This window comes from Aquimonas voraii (assembly GCF_900101825.1).
GTDB lineage: Bacteria > Pseudomonadota > Gammaproteobacteria > Xanthomonadales > Xanthomonadaceae > Aquimonas > Aquimonas voraii.
Genome location: NZ_FNAG01000004.1, coordinates 229,135 through 248,274, shown reverse-complemented (window position 1 = coordinate 248,274; position 19,140 = coordinate 229,135). Strand labels below are relative to the sequence as shown.

The window sequence follows — 19,140 nt, the reverse complement described above, 5'->3', positions numbered from 1 at the left end:
CGCGCGCGCTGCGGCCGCGGGGCACAGCAGCAGGCACAGACACAGAAGAGCGGGCAGTCGATCCAAAACGCCGGAGGCTCGATCGGAGGGTCGGCGCAGGATACCCAGTCCCGGCGCAGGTCGAGTCAAACCGGCATTCAACGCATGGCCGCATCGATCGACACTTGGGATGCACGCGCCGCTCTAGGACAATGGCGGCCCCGCGCCCCGCGCCCGCTGCCGATTCCCACGCCCATGAGCCTCAACTCGCGCCTCGCTTCTGAACTCGACGAAATCCGCGCCGCCGGGCTGTTCAAGTCCGAGCGCATCATCGTCTCCCCGCAGTCGGCCGAGATAGAGCTGGCGGACGGCCGCCGGGTGCTGAACTTCTGCGCCAACAACTACCTCGGCCTGGCCGACGACCCCGGCGTGATCGAAGCGGCAAAAAGCGCGCTGGACACCCACGGCCACGGCATGGCCAGCGTGCGCTTCATCTGCGGTACCCAGGACCTGCACAAGCAGCTGGAAGCGAAAATCGCCGAGTTCTTCGGCAAGGACGACGCGATCCTCTACGCCGCCTGCTTCGACGCCAATGGCGGCCTGTTCGAGCCCCTGCTGGGCGAGCAGGACGCGATCATCTCCGACGCTCTGAACCACGCCTCGATCATTGACGGGGTGCGCCTGTGCAAGGCCAAGCGCTACCGCTACGCCAACTGCGACATGGCGGACCTCGAAAAGCAGCTGCAGCAGGCGCGGGCCGATGGGGTGCGCGACATCCTGATCACCACCGACGGCGTGTTCTCGATGGACGGCTTCATCGCCCCGCTCGACCAGATCACCGCGCTGGCGGCGAAGTACGGCGCGTCCGTGCACATCGACGAATGCCACGCCACCGGTTTCTTGGGCGAGACCGGCCGCGGCTCGGCCGAAGTGAAGGGGGTGCTGGAGAAGATCGACATCATCACCGGCACCCTGGGCAAGGCGCTGGGCGGCGCGCTCGGTGGCTTCACCTGCGGCTCGCGCGAGGTCATCGAGATGCTGCGCCAGCGTTCCCGGCCCTACCTGTTCTCGAACGCGCTGCCGCCCTCGGTGGTGGCCTCCGGCCTCGCCGTGTTCGAGCGCATCGTCGCCGCCACCGAGCTGCGCGCGCGCCTGCGCGACAACACCGCGCGCTTCCGCGCGAAGCTCGCCGCCGCCGGTTTCGATCTGAAGCCCGGCGAGCACCCGATCGTTCCGGTCATGCTCTACGACGCGCCGCTGGCGCAGCGCTTCGCTGCCGAGCTGCTGGAGGAAGGCGTGTACGCGATCGGCTTTTTCTTTCCGGTGGTACCCAAGGGCCAGGCGCGCATCCGCACGCAGATGAGCGCGGCGCATACGCCGGAGCAGATCGAGCGCGCCGCCGAGGCCTTCATCGCCGTTGGCAAGCGGCTGGGCGTCCTGAAGGGCTGAGCCTCAGCGCTTTCGCGTGACGCCCGGTCGGCCTCGATGCGCCCTGCCCTGAAGCGCCTGTTCCTGCGCGCCCTGCACACGGACGTGCAGGCCGAGGTGCTCGCGGACGGCGGCTACCGCACCCGCTGCCTGCACTGCCGCGCGCGGCTGGAGTTCAAGCCCGACGGCGAGCCGCGCGGCGCCGGCTCGCTGGAGCACGTGATCCCGCAGGCCTGGTTCGGCAAACGCGCCGCGGCGGATCTGTGCGCGCGTGTCGGCAGCGACGCCAACGACGCTCGCAACCTGGCGCTCGCCTGCGCCACCTGCAATCAATCCAAGGGCAAAGGTCCGGACGCGCGCGGGCCGCAGGACGCACGGGCGCTGCAGGTCACCGAACAGGCACTCGAACGGCGGTTGGCGCGCTGGCGGGCGGGTGAAGCGCAGGACGACGCATAGGGTGGGCCGGGACCCACCCTATGCACACGAGACGCCCGTCGGGGCACGCGATCAGCGCGCTTCTTCGAATCCCCAATCCCGAATCCCGAATCCCGGCTCTCAGCGATCGTCGCGGGTATAGACCACCCCGCCTTCCAGCCGCACCGGAAACACCGCGATCGCCTCATAGGCCGGCGCGCACAGAGCTTCGCCTGTGCGCAGGTCGAAGCGGGCGCCGTGACGCGGGCATTCGACCACGCAGCCGTGCACCGGGCCGCCGGCCAACTCGGCGCCGTCGTGGGTGCAGACATCCTCGACCGCAAACCAGCCTTCGGCGGTGCGGTACACGGCGATGGCGGTGTCGCCGTCCCACACCACCTGGAACTCGCCTTCGGCCATCTGATTCTCGCCGCACACGGCAATCCAACCCTGCATTGCTGACTCCCTCAAAGCCAAAAGGCGTGGCACAGGGCGAGCGCGACCGCCGCGTTCGGCGGACGACAGCGCCCATCCAGTCCCAGACCCGCACAAAAAGAACGGCCGGCGCATCGCTGCGCCGGCCGTGCAAGTGTCGCATCCCATGCCGCGTGCCGGACCCGGACGGGCCCGACACGCGCGGGACATCAGAAGCGGTAGCGCAGGGTGATCTGCGCGGCCCACTGCGACTCGCCGCGGTTCTGGCGGGTGGTGAAGTTCTCGGTCTCAAGCAGGCTGTAGACGTAACGCCCCTGAGCGTCCATACCGTTGTAGGCCACAAAGCTGCGGGCCTGGGCGCCGCCGACGTTGGTACCACCGTTGAAACCGATTTCGTCAATGCGACCCCAATCCTTGTTGATCAGGTTGCCAACGTTGAGGATGTCGAGAACGATCTCGGTCTTGTGGCCGTCCATGAAGCCCGGCAGCTGCTGGCTGACGCGGATGTCGAAGCTGTTGGTCCACGGCGAGAACTCGGTGTTGCGTCCGACCACCTGGCCCGCGAACCGGTCCAGACCGTTGTCACGCACGACCTGCCAGAACGCGGCCTCTTCAGCGGCACCACCGCGGAAGACCACCTCGCCGCTGCCCTGGGCGCTCGGGATGTACATCAGATCGTTTCCGAGGATGCCATCGCCGTTGGCGTCGTTGTTGAAGGTCCAGCTGTAGGGCTTGCCCTTGCGGCCTTCATAGAACAGGCCGAAATCGGTGGCGTTGTCGCCGAACAGGAAGGCGCGGTAGCCCAGGGTGGCAACGAAGCGGTCACGCACCACGTAGGGCGAACGTGCCACCACCTCCTCATTGGGGTTGAACACAGCCCGGTTGGCCCAGTTCGAGTTGCCGACCGAGGAGGTCAGCGGGCTGACCTCGTCCGCATCGGAATAGTTGTAGGCCACCGACCACGACCAGGGATCGTCCTGGCGGGCGCGCGACAGCGACAGGGTCAGGTTCTGGCCGCTGCCCTTGGTGGTGTTCTCGGCGACCAGCACGTTGTTGAACGCGCTGTTGTTCTGGAAGCGCGAGCGCGGTGAATTCGCCCCGGCACAGGCGCCGCTGGTGACTGCCGTGCCGTTGGCGTTCCAGCAGTTGGCGTTGTAGCCGGCCGGGTTCCAGAACAGGGCGCGGCCATCCGGACCGAGACGCGTGGCCTCACCCAGATTGAGGTGGCGGTAGTAGATGCCGCTTTCGGTCTGGGTCAGCAGCAGCTCGGCGGTGAACACCGCACCCCAGAACGGGGTTTCATGATCGAAGGCCAGGTTGGCCTTCCAAACCGAGGGCAGCTCCAGATCCGGCGACAGGAAATCGACGTTGGCGGCCGGGTTCGAGCCGGGGAAGGACACGTTCTGGTTGTTCGGATCCGGGTTGAAGATCCCATCGGCCGAGCAGGCGGCGAACGTGCCGCCGCAGCCCACGACCTGGGTGGCCAGACCGGTGTTGGAGTAGGGGTTGGACAGCCACACGTTGGCGGCCGAGCCCTGGAACAGACCGATGCCGGCGCGCAGCTGGGTCGCACGCTCGGTGTCGAAGGTGTAGTTCATGCCCAGACGCGGCTGGAACAGGCCCTTGCCATCCAGCGTGGCGCTGTTGTCGAGGCCAAAACCGCCGGTGGCGCGGCCGTTGACGATCGGGCCCGGAGCAGCGGCCGCGGCGGCGTTGAACAGCGGGCTTTCCGGCATGCGGGTGCGGTCATAGCGCACGCCGAACTGCAGGCTCAGGTTGTAGTTGACCGCCCAGGTGTCCTGCAGGAAGACGCCCCAGTTGCCCAGCTCCCACTGCGCCACGCCGTCATCCAGGGTGAGGCCCGGGCGGGCCACCTGCACCTGGTAGTTGGTCGGGCGACCCGACTCGAAGCTGTTGGCGCAACCCGTCAAGCAGGCGAACGTGTAGTTGCCGCGGGTGTCCTGCAGGAAGGCGTTGTAGACGTCGATGTTGGACCAGTCGAAACCGGCCTTGATCTCATGGTCGCCGACGAACCAGTTGCCGGCGAAGAAGATCTCGTCCGACGTGGTGCCCAGCACGTTGAAGTGGCGCGAGCGCTCGGTGCCGAAGTTCAGGCTGCGGGTGCCGCCCAGCACTCCAGCCGGGGGAGTGCCACCGGTGAACTGGACCGTGATCGCCGGCAGGAAGCTGTTGTTGTTCGGCGCGCTGTCGTACTCGGAGCGGCTGACGCGCAGTTCCGTCGAGAAACTGTCGGTCCAGTCGGCGTACCACTGGCCGACCAGCGATTCGACGGTCTTCTCCTGGGTGTACCAGTGCGAGCTCAGGCTCAGCGCGCGCGTGCCGGAGCCCGGGAAGATCGGGTTGGACTCCTCGGTCTTGGTGTAGCGCAGGTTGGCGCGCTGGAAATCATTGATGTTCCAGTCGAACTTCAGCAGCACGTCTTCGACCGAGAGTTCCGCCTGGGTCGGCGCATCGGCGGTGCCGATGTCGATGCCGTAGCGGCTCTGCGCCAGAGCGCGGGTCGCGTCGATGTCCTGCTGGGTGATGAAGACCTCGGTGCCGTTGCCGCCCAGGGGCACGAAGGTGTTGCCCACGCGGGTCGACTTGTAGTCTTCGTACGACAGGAAGAAGAACAGGCGGTCCTTCAGGATCGGGCCGCCGAAGGTCACACCGACGGTTTCATCTTCCGATGCCGGCGGTGCGAAGAAGCTGTCGCTGGTGCGGTTGTAGCGGTCGCCGGCCAGCTGGTCGTCGCGCCACACGTAGTAGACGCTGCCGCTGAACTCGTTGGTGCCCGACTTGGTGACGGCGTTGATGTTGGCGCCGGTGTAGCCCTTCTGGGTCACGTCGACGTTGGAGATGTTGATCTGCACCGCGTCGATCGCGTCGATCGAGATCGGCTGCTTCTGCGTCGGCAGGTTGTTGGCTTCGAGGCCGAAGGTGTCGGAGATGCTGACGCCGTCGACGGTGATGCGGTTGAAGCGGCTGTTCTGGCCGGCCACCGAGATTTCACCGCGATCCTTGTCGGTCTGCGACACGCGCGGGTCGAGGCGGGCGTAGTCCTGCAGGTTGCGCTGGATCGAGGCGAAGCTGTCGAGCTGGTCACGGCTGATCTGGGTGCTGGCGCCCATGCGCTCGGGTGAGAACACCGTGCCGGCCGAGCCCACCACGGTGACAGCCTCAAGCTCGGTGGCCTCGGCGGCCAGGTCGACGTTGACGGCGGTGACTTCGTTCAGCTGCAGGAACACGTTCTCGGTGCTCTCGGGCTCAAAACCAGGGCGCAGCACGGTGACGGTGTAGGGGCCGCCGACGCGCAGGCCACGGGCGGTGTAGCGGCCCTCGGCGTCGGTGGTGGAGCGCACGGTGGTGCCGGAGGGGGTGTGGACGATCACGACCTCGGCGCCGGCCAGGGCTTCGCCCTGCTCGGAGGTCACGCGACCGGCCATCTGGGCCGAGGTGGTCTGCGCGAAGACCGGGGTGGAAGTCGCAAGCACCAGCGCCAGGGCGCCGGCAAGTCGGGTGACCCGCAACTGCTTGTTCATCGTGCTGAGTTCCTGCGTTTGGAGGGGGGAGCTTGCTGGTCCGGTGCGCGGCAGCCTGGGCGGGTGACGCGTTCCGGCGGGTGTCGCCGCGTTGGCGGCGACGAGCTGCCCAAGGGCAGCCCTTCGAACCACGTTTGAGAATCGGCGCGCCCACCGTCGCTGCGGCCATACGCAGGCGTAGCGGGAGGACGGTCGTTAACTCAAGTTTAACCGGACTATATGACAGTTTTGTAGCTCGGACGCCAGACGGTCATGTCGGCCGGGCGGCGGAACGGGGCGGCCCTGGCGGCCGAAAGGCCAGCATGGGGCCGCACTGCCTGCGCCCTGCACGTCCGCTTTGGCCACTTCCGAGGCCGTTCCGAGGGGCGCAGTCGCCGCCCGCGGCAGGGCCGCACCGCGCCTCCTCGCGCAGGTCCGGACAGGTGCCCATCGGGCCGCCAGCGAAACGCCCACCGCTGGCGGGGCACCGCCACGCGAGGCTTGTGTGCAGCCAGCGTTGGCGGGCGCGAAGCTCGTACAAAGCCTGGGGCAACGCTGGAGAATTCGGCGTTGCCGCGCGCCATGGAGCGCCGCCCGCGGATCGAGCACGCGATGCTTGATCCAGCCGAAGCGAGTCCGGACCTGTGAGGGACTCGCGACCACTGATCAAGGCCAGGAGGGACTTGATCCGTCTTGCCTTGGACCCCGCGAGCCCTCGCCCAGCGCAAGACGCCCCTCTGCACGCGGGTGGGCCTAGCGATCCAGCACCGCGATCAGCGCATCCAGCCAGCCGGAATCGGCACCCAGCCGCGCGCGGGCGCCACGCAGCGCGGCGTCGGAGAGGCTTTGGCGCCCACCGGCGGCGACCCACGCCGCCACTGCCCGCAGCAAGGCCGCACACTCGACTACGGGCTCCACCGGGCCGGCCCGTCGCGGTTCGAGCTGGCGCGCCAGCAGGCTGGCGCAGTCGCGCCACTGCGGGCGCGCGTCGAGGAAGGCCGCCGCCACCTCGGGATGTCCACGCCAGACCGTGCTGCGCGGCTCGTCGGCGGGCGCGCGCTCCAGCAGTCGAAGATCGCCGGGCAACTGCGCACGCCCCACATTCCAGAGCAGGGCCGCGCCCTGCACCTGCAGCTGGGGCAAGGCCATGCCGCTCGCAGCGTGCAGGCGCGCCGCGATCTGCTCGCGCCAGAGGGCACCCTCCGCCTCCCGCTGCAGGCGTGTTTCGGCGGCGCCTCCGATGCGGCGGAACATGTCCAGGTCAACCTGCAGAGACGCCTCGTCGCCGCGCCCGGCCCCGGCGCTCCAGGGATCGAGCAGCACCCGCAGCACGGCCAGCTGCTCCTCGCGTTCGCGTCCTGCCGGCACCAGCCGCTGCAGGCTGCGTGTCACCGGAGCGAGATCCAGACCGTAGGCAGGACCATCCAGGCCATGCAGATGCAGGCTCTGCTCCAGCAGTCGGCCGCTGCGCCTCAGCAGTTGACGCAGCGCGTCGTCCATGGGCAACTGGCCGTCACGGACGGGCTGCAGCACGTCCTCCAGCGCATGCACGAGATCGGCAGCGGCGTCGAGCCGCAGCATGCGCAGCCCGCTCTTCTGCGAATGCAGGGCACGGAACAGGGCATTGAGCGCACCGGTCGAGGCCGGATCGCGCTTCAACTCCGCCAGGGCTCGCAGCAGCTCACCGCGCGCCTGCGCCCACTCGATCAGGAATTCGGCGAACAGCCGCTCCTCCGCCGTGGCGGTATCGATGCGAGCGCGCAAGGGGTCTATCCACATCGAGGCGGCCTGCGGGTCAGCAGTGAGAGTGAGCCGACACAGCAACCGGGGCCGCGGGCGGCGATGTCCCGGATGATCGCAGGACCCGGCGGACGAGGTCCATCGCTGCCGCGGGCAACTCGGCGCGGCGAATCCAGGCATGTTGGCGGCCTGCCCCTGCGCGAGCCTGGCCTCCGGGCCAAGGCCGCGCTGAAGCATCCAGCCTTGTCGCGCACCGGGGCGGCGGCGCCCACGGTCGAGCATGCAAGCGCCTGATTCAGCGCACCCGTGCGTAGACCAAGACGTTGCCGCGCAGCGGCGCAACGGGTACGGACCTGTGCCGGCCTCGCCATCACGGATCGAGGCCGGCAGGGGCCTGATCCGCTCAGCCCAAGCGTCTGCGCCCCCGTCCGCGCGCGATCGACCTCTTCCACGCAGGGACAGGGAGACACCCAAGACACGCTGCGCACAGCGATTCGCGCGCGGAAGCCCAGGGCAATCATGGCCTTGAGCGCGGCACGGCTGGCTACACTCGGCACATGCGCCACCGACTGCCACTGCTGATCCCGCTCGCACTCACCCTGGCCCTGCCGGCCAGCGCGCAGACCGTCTACAAGCTGGTCCGCCCGGACGGCACGGTGCACTACACCGATCGCCGGCCGGCGGACATCGACGGCGTCGAGACGATCCAGGTGCGCGCCGAAGTGCAGCAGATCGCCCGCCTGCGGGTCGAGTCCGACCGCGAGCTGCGCCACGCGGTGGTTGGCAACGTCCTGCACGGGCCTCTGGAAATCCGGCTGCTCGCTGCCGAGGCCAGCAACCTGCAGAGCGAGCCCGCCCTGCCCCTGCGGACCGTGTTGACCGGCGAGGGCGAGCAGCGGGTGGCGGTGTTCGGTCCACTGGACCCGGCGCAGGGCTGGGGCTTCTCGCTGCAGCTGCAGGCCATGCCGGGCGATCCGCGCGCCGTGCATGAGGACGTCGACTACGCCCTGCCCTTCGAGGGCGATGGTTGGCGCATCGACCAGGGTTGGGGCGGGCGCTTCAGCCACACCTCGCCCGAGTCCCGGCATGCGGTCGACTTCAGCGCGCCCGAAGGCACCCCCGTGCTCGCCGCCCGCGAGGGCGTGGTGATGCAGATCGCCGACGACTTCCGCGGCGCCGGTCTCGATCTGGAGAAGTACGGTGCGCGCGCCAACTTCGTCCGCGTGCTGCATGCCGACGGCAGCATGGGCCTGTACGCGCACCTCGCCCCGGAGTCGGCGCGGGTGCGGCCGGGGGCACGAGTGCGCGCTGGCCAGGTGATCGGCGCGGTCGGCAGCACCGGCTACTCCACCGGCCCGCACCTGCACTTCGTGGTGCAGGTGAACCGCGGCCTGAAGCTGGAATCGGTGCCCTTCCGCATGCAGGGCCCGGGTGGCGCCCTGCGCATTCCGGGCGCGCCCTGAGGCGATGGCCGGGCCTCGATCCCGCCGTGCCGCAGGTGGGTGTCAGGCGCTGCGGTAGAATCCGCGCCCCTTTGCTGCCCTGAGCGTCGCCATGCGGCGACCGCCTGCCCATGATCACCGAAGCCGCGAAAGAGGCGATGCGTCGCCGCACCTTCGCCATCATTTCCCACCCGGACGCCGGCAAGACCACGCTCACCGAGAAGCTGCTGCTGTTCGGCGGTGCGATCCAGATGGCCGGCTCGGTCAAGGGCCGCAAGGCCGCACGCCACGCGACCTCCGACTGGATGGCGCTGGAAAAGGAGCGCGGCATCTCGGTCACCAGCTCGGTGATGCAGTTCCCCTACGAGGGCCGCATCGTCAACCTGCTGGACACGCCCGGCCACGCCGACTTCGGCGAGGACACCTACCGCGTGCTGACCGCGGTCGACTCGGCGCTGATGGTGATCGACGTCGCCAAGGGCGTGGAGGAGCGGACCATCAAGCTGATGGAGGTCTGCCGCCTGCGCGACACGCCGATCATGAGCTTCATCAACAAGCTTGATCGCGAGGGCAAGGACCCGATCGAGCTGCTGGATGAAATCGAGCAGGTGCTGGGCATCGCCTGCGCACCGATCACCTGGCCGATCGGCATGGGCAAGCGCCTGAAGGGCGTGGTGCATCTGGTCACCGGCGAGGTCCACGTGTTCGAGTCCGGCCGCAACTTCACCCGCCAGGACTCGACCATCTTCCCCAGCCTGGACGATCCCGGCCTGGCCCAGCTGGTCGGCGCCGAGCTGCTGGCGGAGGCCCGCGAGCAGCTGGAGCTGGTGCAGGGGGCAGCCCAGCCCTTCAAGCTCGACGACTATCTGGCCGGCAAGCAGACTCCGGTGTTCTTCGGCTCGGCGGTGAACAACTTCGGCGTGCAGCTGCTGCTCGACTTCTTCGTCGAGCACGCGCCCTCGCCGCGTCCGCGCGCCACCAGCACCCGCGAGGTTGCACCGAGCGAGGAGCCGCTGACCGGCTTCGTGTTCAAGATCCAGGCCAACATGGACCCGCAGCACCGCGACCGCGTGGCCTTCATGCGCATCTGCTCCGGCCATTTCACCGCCGGCATGAAGACCCTGCACGTGCGCACCGGCAAGGACATGAAGATCGCCAATGCGCTGACCTTCATGGCCTCGGACCGCGAGATCGCCGTCGAGGCCTGGCCGGGCGATGTGATCGGTATCCACAACCACGGCACCATCTCGATCGGCGACAGCTTCACCGAGGGCGAGCCGCTATTCTTCACCGGCATCCCGAACTTCGCGCCCGAGCTCTTCCGCCGCGCGCGTCTGCGCGATCCGCTCAAGCTCAAGCAGCTCCAGAAGGGCTTGGCCCAGCTCAGCGAGGAAGGCGCCACCCAGTTCTTCAAGCCGCTGATGAGCAATGACCTGATCCTCGGCGCGGTCGGCGTGCTGCAGTTCGACGTGGTGGCCTACCGTCTCAAGGACGAATACAGCGTGGACGCCAGTTTCGAGCAGGTCAGCGTCGCCACCACCCGCTGGATCCGCTGCGACAACGCCAAAAAGCTCGAAGAGTTCCGCGAGCGCAACGCCAACAACCTCGCGGTCGATGCGGCCGGACATCTGGTCTATCTGGCGCCCTCGCGGGTCAACCTGCAGCTCACCCAGGAGCGCTGGCCCGAGGTCCGCTTCGACGCCACCCGCGAACATGCGCAGGCCGTCGGGGTGGAGTGATCGGGCGCCAAGTCACTCACGCCATCGGGCTCCAAGGGCGAGTGAACGCGTAGACGCGCTGCAGGCGGCTTCACAGCGTCACGGTTGCGCGCCGGATACGCGCTGCTAGCATGGCGCGCCTGATGCGGCATCGAGCGGCGACCCACGGACGGGATCGCGCGGTTCCGGTGCGCCAGGGGGAGCCACCCGATCGCCGCGCGCGAGCGTCGCGGATGCGGGCGGAAGGTGTCGCCAGCGGGGCGCAGGTCGCCCGGGAAAGCCATGACCGACAGTTCAGTCACCGCGCTGCTGCACGCCTGGCGCTCGGGCGAGGCCGGCGCTGCCTCCGCCCTCATGTCCGCGCTCTACCCGATGCTGCGCGAAATCGCCCAAGGCCAGCTCGCGCGCTTTCCCGGCGCGCGCACCCTGCAGCCGACCGAGCTTGTCCACGAGGCCTACGAGCGCCTGCACCGGCAGAAGCAGGTCGACTGGGAAAACCGCAGCCACTTCTACGCCATGGCGGCCACGGCGATCCGTTCGATCCTGGTCGACCATCTACGCCAGAAGGGCAGCCAGAAGCGCGGCGGCGACGCTGTGCGCGTGGATCTGGAGGCGCAGATCGACCGCATCGAATCAGCCCAGTCCGCCCCGCTGGACTGGCTGGAGCTCGACTCCGCCCTGCAGGCATTGGCCGCGATCAATGCGGACTGCGTGCGTGTGGTCGAAATGCGCGTGTTCGGCGGCCTGAGCGTGGACGAGATCACCGAGGTCATGGGCAGCTCCAGCGCCACCGTGGGCCGTCAATGGCGCTTCGCGCGCGCCTGGTTGGCCGAACATCTGAGCCCGTAAGACCATGAGAAACGAGACGCCTCGCCCCGCCTCGGGGCCGGACCGCGACACCGCGAGCTTTGGCCAGCAGCTTCTGGCGGCCTTCGACGCCGTGGCCGATGTGCCGCCCGCGGAGCGCGAGGCGGCGATTCAGGCCCTGGGCCTTGAGTGCCCCGAACTCGAACGCGAACTGCGCGCCCTGCTCGACCGCGATGCCGAGACGGGCCCGCTGGATACCACCCTGTCCGCGCAGATCCAGCCCCTCCTGCAGGAAGCCCTGCCCGAGTTGGACCCCGCCCCCGCACAGATCGGCCCGTACCACGTGCTGCGCCTGCTCGGCGAGGGCGGGATGGGGCGCGTCTATCTCGCCCGCCGCAGCGACGGCCCGGTCAGCCGCGACGTGGCCATCAAGCTGATCCGCCCCGACCGCGCCGGCGCCGGCCTGCTCGCCCGCTTCGAGGCCGAACGTCGCCATCTGGCCGCGCTCGACCATCCCGGCATCTGCCGCTTCATCGACGCCGACAGCCTCGCCGACGGCACGCCCTATGTGGTGATGGAGGCCGTGCAGGGCGAACCGATCGTCGACTACTGCCAGCGCCATGCCCTGGGCCTGCGCGCCCGCGTCGAGCTGCTGCGCAAGCTGCTGGCCGCCGTGGCCCACGCCCACGATCGCCTGCTGCTGCACCGGGACATCAAGCCGCACAACGTGCTGGTGACCGCCGACGGCCAGCCCAAACTGCTCGACTTCGGCATCGCCAAATCGATCGAAGACGCGCAGGCCAGCGTCACCCGCACCGCCGAGCGCTTCTTCACGCCCAACGCCAGCGCGCCAGAGCAACTGCTCGGCGAGCCGGCGGGCGTGGCCTGCGACGTCTACAGCCTCGGCGCGTTGGCCTACGAGCTGCTGAGCGGCGCCCTGCCCTTCGACTTCCAGGGCCTGCGCGCTGCCGAGATCGAGCGTCTGGTGCTGCAGGTGGCGCCGCCACTGATGAGCGAGCGCAGCGCCCTGCCCTGGGCGCGCGAACTCAAGGGCGACCTCGACGCCATCATCGCCACCTGCCTTCGCAAAGCTGCCGGCGAACGCTACCGCAACGTCGACACGCTCGACGCCGAACTGCAGCGCTGGCTGGAGGGCCGCCCGGTCACGGCGCGGGCCCCGAGCTGGGCCTATCGCAGCCGCCTGTTCATCCGCAGGCACCGCGTGGCGGTGGGGCTGTCGGCTGCCCTGGTTCTGGCCATTGCTGCATTCGGCAGCGGCCTTGTGCTGCAGGCCATCGAGCTGCGCGAGCAGCGAAACCTCGCGGTGATCGAGCGCGATCGCGCGCTGCAGGTGGTGGAGATTCTGGAGTCGGCGTTTCGGAATGCGGATCCGGGGCGAGTATCCGGCGACCGTGTGACCGCGCGTGAGATCTTGAACTCAGCCGCTCCGGGAATCAAAGGGCTCGAGGCGCATCAACCTGAGGTCTTTGCCCGCCTTGCGGCCACGATGGCGCGCGTTGAGCTGGACCTCTCACAGAACAGACTCGCCTCCGATTGGGTTGATCGCGCACTTGCCGTTGACGACAGAACAGGCTTGTCCAGCGAAGTCCTCAACAGCCTGCTCTACACCGGGACCATGGCAATGGCTAGGCATGGCGACGCCAGCAAGGCCGAGGGGTATCTGGCTCGACTCCAAGCTCTCCCAGCGGCGCCAAGACTTGAAAATGAACTCGCTAGCGCGCGCGTTCTGATGACAAGATCGCGCATCGCAGAAGCTATTCCCATTCTGCAAACGGCAATCGGTCGAGCGGACAAGATGGACCTGGGGCCAGAGTCGTTAATTGCAACCGAGCTGCGCTGGACCGAGGCAGCCGCCCTCGGCATGGTGGGCCGGCACATCGAAGCAGCCAACGTTCTGGAGAAAGTAATCACCTGGCAACTCCAGCGGCTTCCCCCGGACCACGGCTTGGTCGCCCGCTCTCGACTGATGAGGCTGGTAGAACTCAGTAACAGGTCGACGGATATGGAGAACGTGGCCGCACTCGATCAAGAGCTCATCCGACTGAGAGAAGCCTACGGCCCCGCGAGCGCAGTTATTGGCCTGGGGATTGCCGCCAGAGCGAGGATGTTCAGACGCCTCGGCAAACTCAATGAAGCGTCAGAAGAATACAACAACGCTCTTCAGATATTGGAAGCCTCGCTTGGCCAGGATCATGAGGCTGTTTTGCAGAACAGACTTAACCATGCACTCACACTTCAGCAGGAAGGATCCCCAAGCAGGCTCCACCAAGCAGAGGCGATACTTAGGGAGACGTACGCAACCACGCAGCGTCTCTACCGGAGACTCGCGCCGATATCACTGCAGGCACAGGTGCAACTGTCTATTGTGCTGATGCGCTCAGGAAATCATGATGACGCCCTGTTGATTCTTGCCGACAGCAGGTATGCGGACGCGGATCAAGTACCCAGTCGAGACAACTTAAGAAATCAAGCTGTTGCGCTCAGGATGGCAATGCAAACTCCGGATTGCGCCAGCCGCCCCCCCAATCCCCTTTGCCTGAATGTTTCAGATCGCCTTGAAAAGGTGTCACACAGACTCGATCAATAGAATTTTACCAAGACCCTGTCGAAGAAGCTTCAGCACTCACCCAACAGACAGAAGCCCATCAGACTTCCGGATACCATTACACAGCCAGATTCACACCAAAAGACGTCGCCAATGCATCAGCGGGGTCAGGTCTAAATGCATCAGCGGGGTCAGGTCTAGCTTCGTAGCATCGAGGCTCCCGCGCTAGAGCTTGCCGGCCCCACGCACCACCCGCCCCACCGTGGTGAAGTGGACGCCGAAATGGCGGGCGATTTCCGCGTAGCTGTACTCCCCGGTGCGATGGGCGGCCAGCATGGCGGCGTCGCGGTCGGGGTTGGCGGTAGCAATGGCCTCCAGGGACGGAGGCGGTGGGCGGCGATGGGCGCGGGGGACGTTGATTTCATCCGCGTCCCCCGCCTTGTCCTGCATCCGCTGCACGAAGGCATCGCTGCCCAGGTAGACCTGACGGTTCAAGTGCTTCCAGATCGGCTCGGCGCCGACGCCGGCCGCGACGAACTGCATGTAGCGGCGGCGCGCCGCGTTGCGCGTGTTCGCGAAGGCGGACAGCAGGCCGTCGGTCGCCAGCCAGTCGGGTGGGGCCTGTGCGCCAACCATCGCGCCGTAGCTGCTCCAGGGCCAATCCCCGGCGTCTACACCTGACCTGCCCCCAGCACCCGCAGATACGCGAAGGGCCACCCGAGGGTGGCCCTTCACTTTGCAGGCTAGAAACGTCGGGGCTGCGAAACGCCGCGAACGTCATGAAAGTCCAGCGGGCCGGTGAAGCGATGTCGCTTCACCGGCCCAGGGAGCAAGCCTCAGTTGGTGCCTTCGAAGCCGTTGGCAAAGATCTCCGGCGGCAGCGGCTGCACTTCCAGGCTCACCGGCACTTCCACCAGCGGGTTGGCGGCATCGTTGCTGCGCACGCAAATCGTGGCTTCGACGGTTCCGGCCGCCAGACCCGTCGCATCAGCGGTCACGCCGACCGTGCTGGTCGCACCGGCGGCCGTGCTGCCGGAGGCCACCGACGTGCTCAGCCACGGGATGCTGGACGGGCTGTCGCAGACCGACGGCAGCGGGATGGTGATCGCCGCTCCAGTGCTGTCGAAGGCGATGCTGCGCAGCACCGCCGGATAGCCGGTCGTGCCGGTCGTGGTCAGACGGGCATAGCCGAAGTTCAGCTGTTGCGTGCTCGGGTTGATGAAACGGAAGCCCAGATAGCCATCCACGCCACCGGCCTGACGCCATGCCGCGGTGGCGGCCGACTGAGCGGACGCGCCGAAGGTGCTGTCGGGTCCAACCGTGTCGCCGGGCTGCAGCACGGTGTACAGCGTTCCGTTCCAGACGGCGCCGCCAAGCTGGCCCAGCTCGTTCACGTTCGGCCAGTAGAAGGCCATGTTGGGCGTGGCATAGACGTTGAGGTCGAACGGAGCCTCGAAGCAGCCGGCGCAGGTCTCGCCGTTGCCCCACTTGACGGAACCACCGTCAAAATCTGCCGGGAAGGTGAAGTTGATGTTGTCGAAGCGCACGATGTTGCCGCCCTCGACCGTGGACGCCTCGGTGATTTCCCAGTTCAGCGGCAGCAGAGTGCCATTGTTGGTGATGCCAAGGTTGTCCGTGGCGGTCGAACCCACGGTGGCCTGCAGGCTCAGCGAGGGCGGCGCCAGGGCGATGCTCGGCAGCTGGTCGTTGGTGACCACTTGCATGGACACCGGCACGACCGACAGCGTGCGCTCGGGGTCGTTGCTCTCAAGGCACAGCAGCGCATCGTACTGGCCCGGCGCAAGGCCGGTGGAGTCCGTGGTCACCTGCACGGTCGTGCTGGCGTTGCCCGCCACCGTACCGGACGCAGGCGCGACAGAGACCCAGGGCACCTCCGACGGCGCCAAGCAGTTGGTGCCGCCCGTGCCGGTAGCACGGATGCTCCAGTTGCGGCCAGGAACGAGGGAATCGATCAAAGACAGGGTAGCCGCTTCAGTCAGCACCGGCGGGTTCGGCGCGATACCGCCCGGGAAGTTGAACGCTGCCCAGGAGCGCTGCTGCGAGTTGCCCGCCGAATCACCGATCGCCACGCCGTAGCCAGCGCCCTGGGCGCCACCGCGTGCGGAGCGATTGACGACACCCACCAGAACATCACCGCTGGCAGCCGTGATCTCGACGCCCGCCGGCAGATTGACCGTCTTGAAGCCCACGCCCGCGGTGATCACCTGATCGGTCACCGAAGCGACCAGGGTGGCACCGTTGGTGGGATCGCGATCCGGGTCGATCCAGACGTGCACATCGAACAGGTCACCCGCCAGCACGTTGCCATTGCCTGGCGCGAAGCCCACCTGCACCTGCTGCAGGGTGAAGGGCACCTGCAAGAGGGTCGGCGAGAAGCGGTTGAACCAGGTCCACTGCTGGGTAGCAACGTTGATGATCGTGGCGATACCGCCGTCAACCTGCAGGTTGATCGGCTGGCTCACGCCACCGGACAGCGACTCGGGCTGTTTGTCTTCCAGATCCAGCACCACCGCTCGAGCGGGCGCTTCGGCGAAGCTGAAGGTCAGCGGCGCAGCCGTCGGGCTGGCATTGGTGATGGTGATCGGAAGCGTGCGGCTACCGCCCGCAACGACCACCGTGTCCAAGGCCTCCGGCGTGTACTGCAGGACCGGCGGCGTCTGCTCAAGACCGCGAATGGCCATCGGCCAATGCAGCTGCGGCGAAGCACCTCCGGCTTCGGTGAAGGTGACGGCACCAAAGTGGGTGACCGTGTTCTGGGTGCCGTTCGGCGTCACCGTGATGGTGATCGTGCGGGTCTCGGCCAAATCACCCGCGAACTCGAATGTCGTCGGGCTGACCTGGATGTCGAAGCTGCCGGTGTTCAGGCTCGCAGCAACCGTCCACGTCGAAGGCGTGCTCAGGGTGTTGCGCACGGTCCGCGTGAAGGTGCAGGTGGGCGAGCAGTCGAGGTTGCGCAGGGCCGGCAGGTTGAGCGTGCGAACGTCGCCGCCCGTCGCCGGATTGGCCGCCAGGAAGTTTGAGGTCGTCTCATCCATCACCAGGCCGGCGCGAGCCGCCTTGGTGAGGTCGACGCGGCCGCTGCCGACATCGTCGGCGTCCCAAGGCCCGCTGCTGGGCGTACCGTTGACGAAGTCCTTGGAGCCCGTGCGCTTGGCCGTCATCTGCAGCGCGGACTTGACTTCCTGCACGGTCCAGGTCGGGTGGATCTGGCGCACCAGGACCGCGGAACCCGCCACATGCGGGCTGGCCATCGAGGTGCCGCTCAGGTCACCGTAGGTGGGCTCGCTGGCCGGCGTGGCCAGCGCCGCGTAGATGCCCGTGCCCGGAGCAGCGATGTCCGGCTTCTGCAGGTGCTGCAGGGGCGAAGGCGTCGGGCCGCGCAGGCTGCTGGACGCGAGAATGTCGCCCGCGGCCGGATCCGAGGACGTCACCGACGTCGCGGAGATGGTGGCCTGAGCCCCCGCATTGGCGGTGACATGAGCGCGAATGGCCAAGCCGTCCGCGTTGAAGACCATGACTGCCGGAATCGAGGCCTCGGTACCACCCATCGCGATCGGCGGCTGACCGGGATTATTGTTGAAGATGATCGCGCCGATCGCACCTGCGGTCTGGGCGTTCGCGAGCTTCTCGGTGAAAGCGCAGGTGCCACGCGAGATCAGGGCGATCTTGCCAGTCATGCTGCCAGCGGGGAAACCGCCGCCGGCGTCGCAGCCGAGCTCGTTGCCGAGCGCCAGGCTGTCGGCGACTTCGGCGGTGACGTCCGCCGGAATGGTCATCAGCCCCTTGAGGCCGTAGACGTTCTGCGGGCCGTCCAGCGAGACACTGACAGGGTTGCTGGTGACGCGGTCGTGGGTGGTATTGGCCACCGCCATCACCCACGGGCCGCGGTGGTTCACCGCACCGATCGGGTTGGTGACCGTGGTATTGGTGTTGCCCGCCGCCGCCACCACCATGATGCCGGCGTTGACCAGGTCCAGCTTGGTGCGGTCGAAGTCGGTCCACGGCGAGGCGCCGCCCGAAATCGAATAGTTCATGACGTCCGCATCGCCATCCAGCAGCAGATGGTTCAGGCCTGCGGTCAGATCGGCACCGGGGCAGCTGCTGCCCGGGCAGACCTTGTACGAGCGGATGTGCGAGCAGGGCGCGATGCCTGCGATCGGGGCGACCGGTGCCGGGGTTGCGTCCAAACCCACGAAATTGCCGGCGGCGGTACTGGCCACGTGGGTGCCATGACCGTTCACGTCAGCGGGGTTTGGGCCGGCGCAGAGGCCGGAGGGGTCGGTTGCAGCGCAGTCGACCGCGCTGAGCAGCTTGTTCGGCACATCATTCTGGCCGAAACCGCACACTTCGGTTTCGTTGGTGAATGACGGATGCGAGGGAACCACACCCGAGTCGAGGATGGCGGTGATCATGCCCTGACCCAGAACCTCGGACCCGCCCGGCACGTTGGCACCACTCCAGATGGTGTTGGCGCCAATGAACTCAGGCGTGCTGCGCGTCTCCAGCTGGTACACCTGCTCGCGTTCGACCGCGACCACGCCCGGCAGGTCAAGGAGCTTCTGCGCCTCGGCGGGCGTCAAACGGGCGGCGACGCCGCTGTGGGTTGCCAGGTAGTAGTGGCTGGGCTGCAGGCCACGACCAAGGGCCGCCGACATCGACTCAAGGTGGACCCGCTGCTGGCTCTGAATCTCGCTCAGAATGGACTTCGAGGCATCCGAACGTGCGTCCAGCGCTTCACCGGCGGCGCGAGCGCGCTCCGCAAGCCCGGCCTCCGCGAACCGAATGAGATACACGAAGCGCCCGGAGGCGTCGGCCTCGGAGTACTGCGCTGGGACTTCCAGCAGGTTCTCGACCGGCAGCTCCGCGAACGCCGGCGCCGCAGCTGGCAGCAGGGCACACATCAGCGCGAGGCTGCGGATCCTGAGTTTGGGTGTGTTGGGTTTCATGCTGACTTCCTTGATTGCTGGATGTGCCCCCGGGCACGCGGGGACAGCTCGACGCGGGACGCTCGACACAGACTCTGGGCCGGGCGACCTTGAAGCACGCTGCAGGGATCCTCTGAAGGCTCC

At 67.6% G+C, this 19,140-nt stretch carries 11 protein-coding genes; 6 read left to right on the top strand and 5 right to left on the bottom strand.

The features are described from left to right. Nucleotides 1–234: 234 nt before the first annotated feature. Both kbl and BLP83_RS09795 read left to right on the top strand, forming a co-directional pair. A complete protein-coding gene (gene kbl, locus BLP83_RS09800) occupies nucleotides 235–1,428 on the top strand; it encodes a glycine C-acetyltransferase (protein WP_091241977.1) in 1,194 nt (397 codons plus the stop codon). A gap of 36 nt (nucleotides 1,429–1,464) precedes the next feature. Continuing rightward, on the top strand, nucleotides 1,465–1,863 hold the full coding sequence (locus tag BLP83_RS09795) for an HNH endonuclease (RefSeq protein ID WP_091241974.1): 399 nt from the start codon (nucleotides 1,465–1,467) through the stop codon (nucleotides 1,861–1,863). 99 nt (nucleotides 1,864–1,962) lie between these two features. Here BLP83_RS09795 and BLP83_RS09790 read toward each other — a convergent pair whose 3' ends face one another. The 3 genes from BLP83_RS09790 to BLP83_RS09780 all read right to left on the bottom strand — a co-directional run bounded on the left by BLP83_RS09790 (nucleotide 1,963) and on the right by BLP83_RS09780 (nucleotide 7,541). Beyond that, a complete protein-coding gene (locus tag BLP83_RS09790; protein ID WP_091241971.1) occupies nucleotides 1,963–2,277 on the bottom strand; it encodes a non-heme iron oxygenase ferredoxin subunit in 315 nt (104 codons plus the stop codon). A 188-nt stretch (nucleotides 2,278–2,465) separates the two neighbouring features. Further along, complete coding sequence (locus tag BLP83_RS09785) at nucleotides 2,466–5,798, bottom strand: TonB-dependent receptor (RefSeq protein WP_091241968.1); 3,333 nt, start codon at nucleotides 5,796–5,798, stop codon at nucleotides 2,466–2,468. Nucleotides 5,799–6,530: 732 nt separating this feature from the next. Then, a complete protein-coding gene (locus BLP83_RS09780; protein WP_176764104.1) occupies nucleotides 6,531–7,541 on the bottom strand; it encodes an Hpt domain-containing protein in 1,011 nt (336 codons plus the stop codon). A 533-nt stretch (nucleotides 7,542–8,074) separates the two neighbouring features. Between BLP83_RS09780 and BLP83_RS09775 the strand changes: the two genes are divergently transcribed. From BLP83_RS09775 to BLP83_RS09760, 4 genes are all read left to right on the top strand, one after another. Then, nucleotides 8,075–8,980, top strand: coding sequence for a peptidoglycan DD-metalloendopeptidase family protein (locus BLP83_RS09775; protein ID WP_091241963.1), 906 nt, complete (start codon nucleotides 8,075–8,077; stop codon nucleotides 8,978–8,980). A gap of 110 nt (nucleotides 8,981–9,090) precedes the next feature. Further along, nucleotides 9,091–10,698: a peptide chain release factor 3 gene (locus BLP83_RS09770; protein WP_425388997.1), complete on the top strand. Its 1,608-nt coding sequence runs from the start codon at nucleotides 9,091–9,093 to the stop codon at nucleotides 10,696–10,698. A 261-nt stretch (nucleotides 10,699–10,959) separates the two neighbouring features. Then, nucleotides 10,960–11,526, top strand: coding sequence for a sigma-70 family RNA polymerase sigma factor (locus tag BLP83_RS09765; RefSeq protein ID WP_091241960.1), 567 nt, complete (start codon nucleotides 10,960–10,962; stop codon nucleotides 11,524–11,526). 4 nt (nucleotides 11,527–11,530) lie between these two features. Next, a complete protein-coding gene (locus tag BLP83_RS09760; RefSeq protein WP_091241958.1) occupies nucleotides 11,531–14,092 on the top strand; it encodes a serine/threonine-protein kinase in 2,562 nt (853 codons plus the stop codon). 183 nt (nucleotides 14,093–14,275) lie between these two features. Here BLP83_RS09760 and BLP83_RS09755 read toward each other — a convergent pair whose 3' ends face one another. Then, entirely contained in the window at nucleotides 14,276–14,686 is a 411-nt protein-coding gene (locus BLP83_RS09755; protein ID WP_091241955.1) for a hypothetical protein, read from the bottom strand. Nucleotides 14,687–14,886: 200 nt separating this feature from the next. Beyond that, the gene (locus tag BLP83_RS09750) at nucleotides 14,887–19,017 is read right to left on the bottom strand and encodes a S8 family serine peptidase (RefSeq protein WP_091241953.1); all 4,131 of its coding nucleotides are present in this window, start codon (nucleotides 19,015–19,017) and stop codon (nucleotides 14,887–14,889) included. Between the last annotated feature and the right edge of the window lie 123 nt (nucleotides 19,018–19,140).